The sequence below is a fragment of the Bradyrhizobium sp. B097 genome, assembly GCF_038957035.1.
GTDB lineage: Bacteria > Pseudomonadota > Alphaproteobacteria > Rhizobiales > Xanthobacteraceae > Bradyrhizobium.
In genome coordinates, this window is record NZ_CP152412.1 from 4630678 (window position 1) to 4643389 (window position 12712).

A 12712-nucleotide genomic window follows, 5' to 3' on the forward strand; every position below is an offset into this window, starting at 1 on the left:
CGTGACCAGTGCAGCCTGTGCCAGACAATCGAAATCACGTGCGACAGGCTGGCTCACCCAATCGGACTATATCGCCCGGTTGCCCTGAATGACGAATGCCCGGGCGGCGCTATCCGCGACAGCTCCCGCGCCGAAGGCCAACAAAGCGCCAACCATGTGGAGAGCTCAGCGCCTTGCGCCTCCCTTGTTCCCGGTCGCCGCTTCGTGGGCATCGCGATAGCCTCTGGCGATGGCCCGGACGCCTCGTCCGATATCGTCGTAGACATCGTCAGGAAGGTTTGCGAGCGATACCCGAAGCGACCATTCGGGAGCATCGAAGCCGCCTCCGTTCAGCAGCACGATTCCGTGGGCCTCGGCCAACCGGAACGCGAGATCCAACGGGTGGATATTCTTCTTCAGGTGTTCGACGGCATCGTCGCCGATGTTCTTTCGGGCCCAGAACTCGAAATCGATGAGGGCATAGTAGGCATCGTAGTTCGGATTCGGGGTTAGCTTGTCGGCAAGCCCGAGCCCGTCGAGCAGCGACCACAGGCGCTTGTTGACGATTTCCATGCAGGCGGCCTGATAGGCCTTTTTCACGTCCATCATCTCGGAGAGCGAGAACAGGCTCATCATCACCTGCTGTGGCAACGATAGTCCCGCGGTGTGATTGAGCGCCACGTCGCGGCTGTCGGCCACAATGCGGTCGATCAGTTTGAGCTTGCGCGGCTCAAGCGTCAGCGGCCCGTAGCGCTTGTCGAGCGCCTTCACGGCGTCGTCCGGAAGCCTGGCGATCATCTTGTCGAAGATGTTGTCTTCGTGGATGGCAATGGCCCCTAACCGCCATCCCGTGCAGCCGAAATACTTCGAATAGGAATACACGCCGATGGTGTTGTGCGGAAGCTCGCCGAGCAGCGAACGGAAGTTGTGCACGAAGGTTCCATAGACGTCGTCGGTGAGGATCATCAGGTCGGGGCGCTTGGTCTTGACCAGATTGGCCAACTTGGCGATCGTCTCCTTGCTCAACGCCATCCCCGGCGGATTGGACGGATTGACGACGAAGAAGGCCTTGACCTTCGGATCCTCCAGCTTCCTGATTTCCTCGTCGGTGAACTGGAATTTGTTTTCCTGCGGAGCCCTGATCTGAACGACCTTCAGATCGTAGTCTTCCAGGTGCGTCATCTCGATGTAGGGCGTGAAGATCGGCGTCGCCAGCGCAATCGTATCACCAGGCACCAGCAGCCGATTGGCCTTCAGCGACTTGAACAGGTAGCACATCGCCGCCGTGCCGCCCTCGACCGCATAGATGTCGAATTTTCCGGCCGGCCGCGGCTCGCCGCAGACCGCCCACATCAGATATTCGTGCACGATCTTTTCGTTGTGCACCAGCATGCGGTCCGGCACCGGATAATTGTCGCCGATGATCGAGTCGACGAGTTCGTGGACGAAGGCGTCGGGATCGAAGCCGAACTTCTTGACCGCAAAGGGCAGCATCTCGGTCAGGAAGCTCGCGCCCGGCATGTCCTTGTGCTGGGCAAGCCACGCCTCGAACCGCCGGGCAATCCCCTTGGCCTGCGGCATGCCGCCGATGCCCGCCGGATGCTCCATCACCCGCTTGCTCTCGGTGATGGCGAACTGCCCGAGCAGGAAGAAGCCCTCGCGCGGCGTCGTCGCCACCCAGTTCGGATTGCCGCGCCCGGCGTTCAGGAAGGGCATCTGACTGCGCTTCGAATTGCTCTTCGCGAGGTTAATCAACTCGTCCTTGATCTCGAAGGGGCTCAACGCCTCGAATTTCTTTAAGGTCAGAAGATCGGCCATTTGACACTCCCGGGACGATGCAAGCTGTTGGATGGAGGCGGACCGGTTGTTCGCCTGCGCAATCGCGGTCAGCATGATCGGCCGCCGGTGACCGAGTTTGATCTATGTCAACGGTCCTGTGCAGGCGATGCAGCCGCAGCGGCCGCGTCGCGATGCAATGTGCGAGCCGCGCGTGAGCTGCAGGCAAGACGATGAAACAGCGAGGGCTCTCGCAGTTGCGCTTGACATAGATCAACGTCCTTCTCACCGGCCGCCGCCTGATGTCGATCAATACGGTCGCCTCGCCCTCGTTAGGCCCCGGGACAGCATGAACGGGTGACATCATGATCGATTGGCTCTTCCAGACGCTCCGCACCTATCCCGAAATCGCGATCTTCCTCTCGCTGGCGCTCGGTTACTATTTCGGGTCCTTCACCTATAAGGGTCTTGGTCTCGGCGCGGTCACCGCGACGCTGATCGCCGCGGTCATCATCGGCCAGATCGGCATCACCATTTCAGGTCCGCTCAAGCCGTTCTTCTTTCTGATGTTCCTGTTCGCGATCGGATATGGCGTCGGGCCGCAATTCGTGCGCGGTATCGCGCAGGACGGTATTCCGCAGGCGATTTTCGCAGCCGTGGTCTGTGTCTTCTGTCTTCTCGCTCCGTATCTCGGGGCGAAGATCGCCGGCTACGATGTCGGATCGGCCGTCGGGCTCTATGCCGGCTCACAAACGATCTCCGCGTCGATGGGGCTCGCGACCGACGCCATCAATCGCCTCGGCCTGCCCGCGGACGAAGCCAAGAAACTGCTCGATGCCATGCCGGTCGCCTATGCCGTGACTTATATTTTCGGCACGGTCGGGTCGGCGATCGTGCTGGCCCTGCTCGGGCCTGCGCTGCTCGGCATCGATCTCGAGGCCGCATGCAAGAAATATGAAGAAGAGCATGGCGGCAAAAAGGAGCTGGGCGGCCCGGGAACGGCCTGGCATCAGTTCGACGTGCGCGCCTATCGCGTTCGTGAGCGCGGACCTGTCGTCGGCAAGACGGTCGCGCAGGCTGAGGCCCTGATTCCCGATCATCGCATTTTCGTCCTTCGGCTTCGGCAAGGCGGGCAGATCGTGGAGGCAGCCTCCGACACCGTGATTCATGCCGGCGATGTCGTCGCCGTCGCCGGCCGCCGCGATGTGCTCGTGCAGCTGATCGGCGAGCAGGCCGAGGAAGTCGACGATCGCGAGCTGCTGGCGGTGCCGATCGAGGGCGTCGATGTCTACGTGACCAGCAAGGACGTCGATGGCAAGACGCTGGAGCAACTGGCGAAAGAACCGGGCGCGCGCGGCGTGTTCCTGCGCAGGATCTCCCGGGGCGCGATCGCGACCGAGATTCCGATCCTGCCGAACACCAAGATCAACCGGGGCGACATCGTCACCCTGGTCGGCCGCACGTCAGATGTCGCTGCCACCACAAAGATGCTGGGCCGGCCGGATCGCGCGACCGACGTTGCCGACGTCGCCTTCATCGGGGCAGCCATTGCGATCGGCGCCCTCGTCGGTGCCTTCGTCTACAAGGTCGGAAGCGTGCCGCTCACTCTGTCCACCTCCGGCGGCGCGCTGATCTCCGGTCTGTTCTTCGGCTGGCTGCGATCCGTGCACCCGACATTCGGCCGCATCCCGTCACCGACCGTGTGGTTCATGAACTCGGTCGGCCTGAACGTCTTCATTGCCGTGGTCGGCATCTCCTCGGGACCGGGATTTGTCGCCGGATTGCAAAAGCTCGGCTTCAGCCTGTTCCTCTGGGGCGTCGTGGTCACCACGGTGCCGCTGATCCTGGCGATGTTCGTCGGCAAGTACGTGTTCCGCTTCCACGACGCGATCCTGCTCGGGTGCTGCTCGGGCGCCCGTACCACGACCGCGTCGCTCGGCATGGTCAACGACCGCGCGAAAAGCCAGATTCCCGGCCTTGGCTATACCGTCACCTACGCGGTCGGAAACACGCTGCTGACGATCTGGGGCATGGTGCTGGTGATGATGATGACATAGCTGCGGCGAGCGACGATGTTGACCTGGCTGCAGCAGTTTCTGGTCCGCTATCCGGAGCTTGCGCTGTTCCTGGTGATCGCGGCCGGCTACTGGATCGGAAGCTTCAGGATCGGCGCCTTCAGCCTTGGCCCGGTGACGGGTGCGCTGTTCGCGGGCCTCGCGGTCGGCGATTTCGCGCATGTGCCCGTCTCCAGCATGACCAAGTCGTTCCTGTTCCTGCTGTTCCTGTTCGGGGTGGGCTATTCGGTCGGTCCGCAATTCGTGCTGGCGATGAAGCGTGACGGGCTGAAGCCGATGCTGATGGCCGTGGTCGTGAGCTTCACCGGCCTTGCGGCGGCGATCGTCGTGGCACGCGTGCTGCGACTTGACCCCGGCTTTGCGGCCGGACTGCTGTCCGGTGCGCTCAGCCAGAGTGCCGCAATGGGTACCGCGACCGACGCAGTCAATTCGCTGCCCGTGTCCGACGCACAGCGTGCGTTGTTTGTCTCGCACATCGCGGTGGCCGATGCGGTTTGCTACATCTTCGGCTATGCCGGCGTGATCACATTCTGCACGATCGTCGTCCCGGCGCTGCTGAAGATCGATCTGAAGGCGGAAGCGCTGAAACTGGAACAGGCCCTGGGCATCACGCGTGCCAAACCCGGCTTGGCGTCCGCCTGGCGCAAATTCGAAATGCGTGCCTACCGGCTGGATGATCACGCAGCGATCGCCGGATTGAAGGTTGCCGCCGCGGAAGCGCGGGTACCCGGTCAGCGCGTGTTCATCCACCGCATTCGCCGCGGAGAGGACATCCTCGAGGCGGAGCCCGGAACTATGCTCGCAGCCGGCGACGTTGTCGCGCTGTCCGCTCCACGCCAAGTCGTCGTGGAACTGATCGAGCCGCGCGGCGAGGAGGTGGAGGACCGCGAGCTGCTCGATATCCCGCTGGTCTCGGCCGACGTGTTCCTGATCAACCCGTCGCTAGCTGGAAGCAATCTCCAACAGGCTTCGGAGCAGAACTGGGCACGCGGCCTCTATCTGCGCGCGTTGAGCCGGGGTGGCGAGGCACTACCCATTGCCGCCGGCGTCGTCCTGCAGCGCGGCGATCTGCTTCGCATCGTGGGTCCCGAACCGGTGGTGCAGAATGCGGCCAAGAGCATCGGCGTCATCGTCGCGCCGAGCACCAGCATCGATTTCGTCGTGCTGGGGCTCGCGATTTTCCTCGGTGGTCTCGTTGGCGTTCTCGTGAGCTTTTCCGTTGGCGGCATCACGATCTCGCTGAGCACCAGCGTCGGCACCCTGCTCGCCGGACTTCTGGTCGGCTATCTCCGTACCCGCCTGCCGTATTTCGGCCGGATCCCCGACGGCGCGATCAGCCTGATGACGTCGCTCGGACTGGCGGCCTTTGTCGGCCTCACCGGGATTCATGCCGGACCGATCTTCCTTTCCGCCATACGGGAGTCGGGCATCGGCCTGCTGCTGGGCGGCATGGTCGTCACCCTGTTGCCGCAGATCGTCGGCTTCTGCTTTGGCCATTTCATGCTGCGCATGAATCCCATTCTCCTGCTCGGCGCATTGACCGGGGCACAGACGGTCACGGCAGCGATGGCGGCCATTCAGGAGCGCTCCGGCAGCTCGGTGGTGGTGCTCGGCTATACGCCGGCCTATCCGATCTCGAACATCCTGCTGACGACCTGGGGATCAATCATGGTCGTCATGTTCGCCGGATGAGCCGCCTGACGCGGCCGGCGCCTTGGCAGGTGTCGCGATGTCGGTTTGGGCCTAACCGGCGAAATAAAGCCGTCCCAGTGGACGACCGCTTTGGGCCGCCGTCATGGTTGAACCCATCGGCTTTCTCTCAAGCGCAGCGTTGGCATGTTGCGCGATTGTGTGGCTGGGCGCCAACATGGAACGGACAGAATTGCTCCGTCCGTTTATATGGCCGGGACGCAGATGCTATTCGCTCTATCCATTCCACATGGTTGTCTACGACGTGTTCTTTGGCTTCGGCCGTCCGCTTGCAGGTTGCCTTGCGCTTCCGGTTGTCTGCGTCTTGGCGGAGATCACCTGGCGCACGATCGAGTCCCCGCTGATCGGCTACGCGAGAAGAAGGTTTGCGAGAGCCGAGTCAGGGACGATCAGGGTCGCTGGTGTTGTTCAGAGCAAATGCAAGGGGGTGACCGGAGCGGCATGCTAAATGGCTGGGAGCCCATCCAGGTGCCGCGGTTGAATCTCCTGCCCAAACCAACAATTAACGAATCAGCTTGAATGATGGGGGCGTTGCCAGTCTGGCGCTCGGCACCGAGGGGCTGAAATGAATTGGGTCAAGGCACTGCTGCTGCTCTCCGTACTGCTCCTTGGATGCGCCGACTTCGCGACCACCAACCGGATTTTAGAGCTCGGGTTCGGCGAGGCTAACCCGTTCATGGAGATGGCCCAGATCTGGTTCGGCGCCTGGTGGCTGATCCCGAAATTGGGTTTGACGTTCCTCGTCATCGCGTTGCTTTGGCGCAGCCAAAGCCTTTCCAGGATCGCCCTTGTGGTGGCGTTTTGCTCAACGCCCGTCATCAACAACCTCGTCATTATCGCGGGCGCGAGCTGAACCCACACTAGTTCAGATATGGCGACTGAGCGTCCTGCTCGTTTGCTGCGAGCAGGCATGACCCGATCAAAGTCCGAACCCTCTGCCGCCTAACCAGCGCCATTGCTGCCCTGCCCCCGCGCATGCGATCGGGCACGCAGTCAGGTCTGCCGGATGAACTCCGCGATCAGGCCGCCGATTTCCTCCGGGGCATCCTCAAGACAGTAATGCCCGACGCCGGCAAGACGCCTGACCGGTGCCGCCGGGAAGATCGCGGAAAACAGCGGCAGGAAATGCTCTGCGTGCAGCGTGCGGTCCGCCTCGCCCCAGATGGCGAGCGCCGGCCTGCTGCGGATCGCGCGGTCGGCGGCGCGATCCGGCGCGTCGAACCTGTGCGCACCGGTCGCAAAGCCCCTGGCCCATCCGATCGCACCGAGGCAGTCGGCCGGGCGTGCGAAGGGTGCGCCGTAGGCGGCGAGCCAGGCGTCGGTGATGACGGCGTTGTTCTCGAAGCCGTTGAGCTTGAGCGTGCTCAGGATGTTGAAGCCGAGTTGGCCGAGGACCGGCTCGAGCTCGCCGTTCGCCTCGGCCCTTGCGATCCATTGAAACCACGGCGAAGCCAGCGCATTGGCGGTGACGCGCTCGAGCAGATCGCTCTGCTCGAACGGCGTCGGCCCGTTGGCGGAGATGATGCGGCGGATGCGATCCGGATGCCTGGCCGCGAACCCCATGCCGACCGGGCCGCCAAAGTCATGCATGACCAGCGTGATGTCGGTGAGATCGAGCGCAAGGACCAGCGCTTCGAGATTGTCGACGTGGTCCTGCAGCCAGTAGCTGCGCTCTGCCGGCGTCGCGCTCTTGCCGAACCCCATGTGATCCGGAACGACCACGCGGTGCGTCGCGCGCAGGACCGGCACCAGATGGCGAAACAGATAGCCCCAGGTCGGTTCGCCATGAAGGCAAAGCACCACCTCGCCGTCTCGCGGGCCTTCGTCGACATAATGCATCCGGAAACCTGGAGCCGCGCTGAAATGCGGCGCGAACGGAAAGGTGCCGTCGAAGGTGGCGTCGGACTGGATCATGGCTTTGCCTCGAGTAGTTTTAGATTGAAACCGTCGTGTATCGCTTGTGGTTTTACTTTGCAACCGATATATCGAGACCCCGACGGGGCGGTCTTTCGGGCCGCGCACCGATCAGAATGTGGATTGAGGAGCGTCAGGCGGACCACGATGGCGAAGCGAGTGAGCCACAGGGACTCGATGTGCGGCGTGGCCCGGCCGCTGGATGCGATCGGAGACTGGTGGTCGCTGTTGATCGTCCGCGATGCATTCGACGGGCTGCGCCGGTTCGGCGAATTTCAGAAGAGCCTCGGGCTTGCCAAGAACATCCTCTCCGCCCGGCTCCGTAATCTGCTGGCGCACGGAATCATGGAGACCATGCCTGCAGCGGACGGCAGCCCGTATCAGGAATATGTGCTGACCGAAAAGGGACGCGGGCTGTTCCCGCTCCTCGTCGCGCTCCGGCAGTGGGGTGAGGATTTCTTCTTCGAGCCCGACGAAGTGCATGTGCTGCTGGTTGATCGAAAGAATGGACTGCCGGTGCGCCGCCTCGAGCTGAGAGCGCAGGACGGACGCGTCGTCGGCGCAGAAGACACCATGGTGCGGCTGCCGCGGGCTTCACATGAGAACGGCAGCGCGTGAGTCTCGCGCGCGCCATGCGGGACCGCTGCCAGCAACCGGATGTTAACCGTCCTTGCCGCAGCATCCGCGCGTGGAGGTTCGACCAATGCAGACATTCCGGATTTCGCTGAGCGACGGGGAGCGGAAATTCCACACAGCGATTCAGGCGCCGGATCCCGCGTCCGCGCGTATCAAGGCCGCTTACTTCTTCGACATCTCGAAATGGCGGATCTTGAGTGTGTCGCCGAGCGGAGCCAGTGCCGCCGCGGCGTAGTCGCGGCGCGCCCTACGCCATCCGGTCGAGTTCAGCCGCGGCAAGGTTTGCAATCTGCAGGTCGATTTCGGCGAGCGGATCGTCGTCGCCGAGGAACCATGCTGCCGACAAGCCGGTCCAGGCGACGATCCATGACAGCAAGCGACGGCGATCGAGCTTTGCTGCTTCCACGACGATGTCGAGACGCCGTGCAAATCGTCCGGGTTCGGTCGCAACCGGCCGTGCCGGATCGGCCAGATCCGGATTGGTGAAGATGTTGGCGAAGTCGAAGCCACGCTCGCCGACGAGATGCTTGGGATCGATCGCAAGCCAGCCGCGCGCGCCGAAATCGAGCACATTGTCATGGTGCAGATCGCCATGCAGCACCACGATCTCGCGCTGATCGCCGAGCAGCGCTTCGGCGATGTCAGCCGATCGGTTCAGGATGCCGCCGTGCGCCCTCGCCGCCGGCCACAGCTCGCGAAACCAGTCTTTCAGCGGCGTCAAGTCCGGCCGCGGTTTCGTTCGCCGGGCGTGAAGCCGATCGGCCGTTGCACAGAGAATCCTGCAGGCCTCATCGTCCCGGCCGGTTCGCGCCATGTCGCCGAGCGAGGCCGAACCCATCGCCCTCTCGAGCAGGAGCGCCTTGCCGTCACGGGCAAGGACGCGCGCCGCACCGTCGCCATCCCACCACGCTATGATGATCGAGCCGAGGCGTTCGTTCGGCTCGTTCGAGAGCTTGAGCATTGCCGGTTCGCCGTGTCGACGCACCGGCAGCAGCCGCGCGGCGTGCGTCACGATCGGGTCGCCGTCGGGGACGAGGCTCCAGGCCGAGAGATAAGGTTCGAACATCGGGCGGGCTGACCGGGTGATGAAGGGACGTAACCGTCGTTCTAAGCATTGCCTGCGCGCGCTGCCACGCTGGTTCCCTGCGGCGCATCGTGGCAGGGCCGCGCCAACCGGTTCCTGGCCGCCCTGCCCATGTTGGCTGATGACAGCCCCCACCCTTCTCGCGCTACAATGTCGCAGCCGGTGCGACGGAGGGTGTGGTGATGCCGCGAAAGGGAATTACCGGACACGACGATTGGGTGGTCACTGAAGCTCTGGCCACCGCGCTGGTCGCGCTCGAGCAGTTGCCGTCGAAGCATCAGCCGCGCGCGCATATGGAGGACGTCCGGAAACTCCTGACTGCGAGATGTGAGGCCGGAGCCGTCACCCTGCATCTTGCACAAGCCAAGTGCCGGTTGTTTCCCGATACCGATCCCCTGACCATCTATGAGGAATACGGCCTCAAGGATGGACTGGGGTAGCGGCCGTCGACCGAACGGCTGGAGCATTTCGGTTCTGATTGAATCAGAACCGAAGCTCTAGATTCTTGTTTTGACGCGTTTTCTTCACGCGAACCGGTGTCCACTTCGCTCGAAAACGCTCTAGTCGTGGCTGACGCGCCAGATCGTGCCGTTGCCGTCTTCGGAGACCAGCAGCGCGCCGTCCCGCGCCACGGTGACACCCACCGGACGGCCCCAGACCTCATTGTCGCCGATGACAAAGCCGGTGACGAAATCCTCGTACTCGCCGGTCGGCAGGCCGTCCTTCAGCCTGATGCGAATGACCTTGTAGCCGGTGCGCTTCGCGCGATTCCACGAGCCGTGTTCGGCCGCAAACGCATCGCCGCGATATTCGGCCGGGAAACTGCTGCCGGTGTAGAACGCCAGGCCGAGTGAGGCCGAGTGCGCCTGCAACAACACGTCGGGAACAGTCACCTTGTCCTTGAGGTCGGGCCGCGCGCCCGTATGCGCGGGGTCTTCGTTGGCGCCGATATAGTACCAGGGCCAGCCGTAGAACGCGCCCTCGCGGATACGCGTCACATAGTCGGGCACGAGGTTGTCGCCGCGGCCGTCGCGCTCGTTGGTCGAACACCAGGGCGTGCCGCTTCCAGGCTGGATCGCAAGTCCGACGCAGTTGCGGATACCGGTGGCGAACAGTTTCTGGTTCTTGCCGTCGGGATCGAAGGCCAGCACAGCCGCACGGTCGGTTTCCGATCCCCAGGCCGCGCCAAGCGCGTGATCGCGGCTCCAGCTTTCGATACCTTCCGGCGGCCGGCCAAGGCCCTCGCCTGCGTTGCCGGCGGAGCCGACCGACACCAGCATGCGCTTGTCGTCCGGCGTGAACACGATGTCACGCGTGGAATGGCTGTAGCCGTGAGGAAGGTTTGCGACAACGCTCTCAGGCTTTCCCGACGCCCTGAGATCGCCGTTGCGGTAGGCAAAGCGCACGACGCTGTCGGTGTTGGCGACGTAGAGCCATTGCGGATTGTTGCCGTTTGGAAAGAACGCGATGCCGAATGGCCGGTTCAGTCCGGTTGCGTAGACCTCATTGGTCGCCGGCTTGGTGGCGCCGTCGGCGCTGCGCAGGACACGGATGCGGCCGGAGCCGGTTTCCACGACGAAGATATCGCCGTTGGGCGCGGTCCGGATAATGCGCGGACCGCTCAGCCCGCTCGCAAACAACTCGACCTTGAACCCCGCCGGCACCTGCGGCACCGCCGATGCGGGGCGCGACACGACGCGGGACGAATTGCTGCTGGAGGCCGTTGCGCCCGGCTTGGGCAAGTCCTGCGGCGTGATCAGACGCACCGTGCCCGGTCTGTCGCGCTGCCAGTCGCCGAAGGCCTCCGCGCCTTTCAGCACAGGTTCAGCGCCCGACCGCGCGATGCTGGTCGCTGCGAGGATGACGACGGAAATACTCACGCCGGCAAGATTGGTCTTACGCATTTGCTCCTCGCGCGAGGTCCCTGTCAGACGCGCAGCTCATAGCGCAGTTCGCGCGCAGGATGCGTTCACAATGTCGTCTGTACCAATGGCCGTTGGGAAGCGCCGTCGCATCAACAGGCGAGCGCTCCACAGGATGCACTACACGGCCCTGGAACGGACCATTGGCTTGCGCTCGGCCGTCGTCGGTTCGCGGAACGCCGGCGTGTCTCCAACAAGCGGCTTGAGGGGAACCGTGAGCCGGCAGATCAGGCCCTCGGCGCGCCAATCGAAATCGGCTCTTCCGCCGAGCTGGGTCTCGATGCTGGCGATGACACTTCGTGTGCCGAAGCCTTTCTGCTTCGGCTTGGTCACCGGAGGCCCGCCGGATTCCACCCAGGCCAGGATCAGCGTGTCGTCCGCCACTTCCCAGGTGATCGCGAGCCGGCCCGGCAACACCGACAGGCTGCCATATTTGGCGGAGTTGGTGACGAGCTCGTGCAGCGCCAGTGCCAGCGTCTGCGCGGTCGCGGGCTGCAACTGCACCTCTCCGCCGGCGATCCGGATCTGCCCGGCCTCGGAATAAGGCGCGATCTCCTCGGTCACCAGCCGCCGGATTTCGGCGCCCTGCCAGCTCGACAGCGACAGCACGGTGTGAACGCGCGCCAGCGCCGTGATGCGGCCCTCGACCGCCCGCACATAGGCGGTCACGTTCTGCGCGCGCGTCAGGCGCACGATCGACTGCGCCAGCGCGAGCGCGTTCTTGGCGCGATGGTCGACCTCGCGGGTCAATAGGCTCTGCCGTTCCTCGGCCTTCTTGCGATCGGTGATGTCGACAGTGACGCCGCTGACCCGCACCACCCTGCCGCTCCTGTCGCTGGTCGCCGCAGCCGTGCCGACGCACCAGCGGATCTCGCCGTCCGGCCGCACGACGCGGAATTCGGCCTCATAGGAGGTGTGGCCGTTGCCGAAGCCGGTCCAGCCCTGCCGGAGTTGTTCGACATCGTCGGGATGAAACAGCGCCCGGATATTATCGGAGGTCAGTGCGAAGGATTTCGGATCGACGCCGAAGATCTTGTATTGCCCCTCGTCCCACATCCAGTCGCCGTTGACCCAATCCCAGTCCCACGAGCCCATCTTGCCCGCGGCAATCGCCATGCTGCGGCGCGCCTCGCTCTCGACCAGACGGGTGGTCGACTGCTCGAGCTCGGCGGTGCGCGCGCGCACCCGGTCCTCAAGCTCGGCATTGAGGCGTTCAAGCTGCCGTGTCTTGCGATAGAGCTCGGCAAACACGCGGATTTTTGCGCGAAGCACTTCCGGCACAACCGGCACCGGCACGTAATCGACCGCGCCCATTTCGTAGCCGCGCAGCCGGTCGATGTCGCTGACCTGGATTGCCGAGATGAAGATCATCGCGGTCTTTTGAAAGCGCGGATGCTCGCGGATCATCGCGGCGAGTTCGAAGCCGTCGAGCTCGGGCATGCAGACGTCGACCAGGATGACCGCGACTTCATTCTTGAGCAGGAACTCCAGCGCCTCGCGGCCCGACGAAGCGGCCACCAGCGTTTCGCCGAGCTCCTTCAGGATCACCTCATAGGCCAGCAGCTTGGCCGGTTGGTCATCGACCAGAAGGATGTTCACCTTTTCATGGTCCATCA

General features: G+C 63.6%; 11 protein-coding genes. 6 read left to right on the forward strand and 5 right to left on the reverse strand.

Annotated features, from left to right (window positions below; all coding sequences use genetic code 11):
• Window positions 1-165 precede the first annotated feature (165 nt).
• Complete coding sequence (gene aspD, locus AAFG07_RS21845) at window positions 166-1797, reverse strand: aspartate 4-decarboxylase (protein ID WP_342721976.1); 1632 nt, start codon at window positions 1795-1797, stop codon at window positions 166-168.
• A gap of 323 nt (window positions 1798-2120) precedes the next feature.
• Between aspD and aspT (AAFG07_RS21850) the strand changes: the two genes are divergently transcribed.
• From aspT (AAFG07_RS21850) to AAFG07_RS21860, 3 genes are all read left to right on the forward strand, one after another.
• A complete protein-coding gene (aspT, locus tag AAFG07_RS21850) occupies window positions 2121-3812 on the forward strand; it encodes an aspartate-alanine antiporter (RefSeq protein WP_342721977.1) in 1692 nt (563 codons plus the stop codon).
• A gap of 15 nt (window positions 3813-3827) precedes the next feature.
• Window positions 3828-5522, forward strand: a complete 1695-nt coding sequence (aspT, locus tag AAFG07_RS21855) for an aspartate-alanine antiporter (protein WP_342721978.1) — start codon at window positions 3828-3830, stop codon at window positions 5520-5522.
• Window positions 5523-6105: 583 nt separating this feature from the next.
• Complete coding sequence (locus AAFG07_RS21860; RefSeq protein ID WP_342721979.1) at window positions 6106-6393, forward strand: DUF5658 family protein; 288 nt, start codon at window positions 6106-6108, stop codon at window positions 6391-6393.
• 140 nt (window positions 6394-6533) lie between these two features.
• Here AAFG07_RS21860 and AAFG07_RS21865 read toward each other — a convergent pair whose 3' ends face one another.
• Entirely contained in the window at window positions 6534-7454 is a 921-nt protein-coding gene (locus tag AAFG07_RS21865) for an alpha/beta fold hydrolase (protein WP_342721980.1), read from the reverse strand.
• Window positions 7455-7601: 147 nt separating this feature from the next.
• Between AAFG07_RS21865 and AAFG07_RS21870 the strand changes: the two genes are divergently transcribed.
• Window positions 7602-8072 (forward strand): helix-turn-helix domain-containing protein, encoded by a 471-nt coding sequence (locus AAFG07_RS21870; protein ID WP_342721981.1) that lies wholly within the window; start codon window positions 7602-7604, stop codon window positions 8070-8072.
• An 85-nt stretch (window positions 8073-8157) separates the two neighbouring features.
• Entirely contained in the window at window positions 8158-8325 is a 168-nt protein-coding gene (locus tag AAFG07_RS21875) for a hypothetical protein (RefSeq protein ID WP_342721982.1), read from the forward strand.
• 12 nt (window positions 8326-8337) lie between these two features.
• Here the strand turns inward: AAFG07_RS21875 and AAFG07_RS21880 are convergent, their stop codons facing one another.
• On the reverse strand, window positions 8338-9156 hold the full coding sequence (locus AAFG07_RS21880) for an aminoglycoside phosphotransferase family protein (protein WP_342721983.1): 819 nt from the start codon (window positions 9154-9156) through the stop codon (window positions 8338-8340).
• 200 nt (window positions 9157-9356) lie between these two features.
• Here AAFG07_RS21880 and AAFG07_RS21885 point away from each other — a divergent pair, with 200 nt between their 5' ends.
• A complete protein-coding gene (locus AAFG07_RS21885) occupies window positions 9357-9614 on the forward strand; it encodes a hypothetical protein (protein ID WP_092114459.1) in 258 nt (85 codons plus the stop codon).
• Window positions 9615-9734: 120 nt separating this feature from the next.
• On the opposite strand, the gene AAFG07_RS21890 is transcribed toward AAFG07_RS21885, so the two are convergent.
• Both AAFG07_RS21890 and AAFG07_RS21895 read right to left on the reverse strand, forming a co-directional pair.
• Complete coding sequence (locus AAFG07_RS21890) at window positions 9735-11078, reverse strand: sorbosone dehydrogenase family protein (protein ID WP_342721984.1); 1344 nt, start codon at window positions 11076-11078, stop codon at window positions 9735-9737.
• A gap of 138 nt (window positions 11079-11216) precedes the next feature.
• Window positions 11217-12710, reverse strand: a complete 1494-nt coding sequence (locus tag AAFG07_RS21895) for an HWE histidine kinase domain-containing protein (protein ID WP_342729210.1) — start codon at window positions 12708-12710, stop codon at window positions 11217-11219.
• Window positions 12711-12712: the final 2 nt, after the last annotated feature.

Bases quoted from the DNA above. Each gene is read 5' to 3' on its own strand.
- aspT (WP_342721977.1), top strand. From the start codon at position 2,121: ATGATCGATTGGCTCTTCCAGACGCTCCGCACCTATCCCGAAATCGCG.
- AAFG07_RS21885 (WP_092114459.1), top strand. From the start codon at position 9,357: ATGCCGCGAAAGGGAATTACCGGACACGACGATTGGGTGGTCACTGAA.
- AAFG07_RS21870 (WP_342721981.1), top strand. From the start codon at position 7,602: ATGGCGAAGCGAGTGAGCCACAGGGACTCGATGTGCGGCGTGGCCCGG.
- aspD (WP_342721976.1), bottom strand. From the start codon at position 1,797: ATGGCCGATCTTCTGACCTTAAAGAAATTCGAGGCGTTGAGCCCCTTC.
- AAFG07_RS21880 (WP_342721983.1), bottom strand. From the start codon at position 9,156: ATGTTCGAACCTTATCTCTCGGCCTGGAGCCTCGTCCCCGACGGCGAC.
- AAFG07_RS21860 (WP_342721979.1), top strand. From the start codon at position 6,106: ATGAATTGGGTCAAGGCACTGCTGCTGCTCTCCGTACTGCTCCTTGGA.
- AAFG07_RS21875 (WP_342721982.1), top strand. From the start codon at position 8,158: ATGCAGACATTCCGGATTTCGCTGAGCGACGGGGAGCGGAAATTCCAC.
- aspT (WP_342721978.1), top strand. From the start codon at position 3,828: ATGTTGACCTGGCTGCAGCAGTTTCTGGTCCGCTATCCGGAGCTTGCG.
- AAFG07_RS21890 (WP_342721984.1), bottom strand. From the start codon at position 11,078: ATGCGTAAGACCAATCTTGCCGGCGTGAGTATTTCCGTCGTCATCCTC.
- AAFG07_RS21895 (WP_342729210.1), bottom strand. From the start codon at position 12,710: ATGGACCATGAAAAGGTGAACATCCTTCTGGTCGATGACCAACCGGCC.
- AAFG07_RS21865 (WP_342721980.1), bottom strand. From the start codon at position 7,454: ATGATCCAGTCCGACGCCACCTTCGACGGCACCTTTCCGTTCGCGCCG.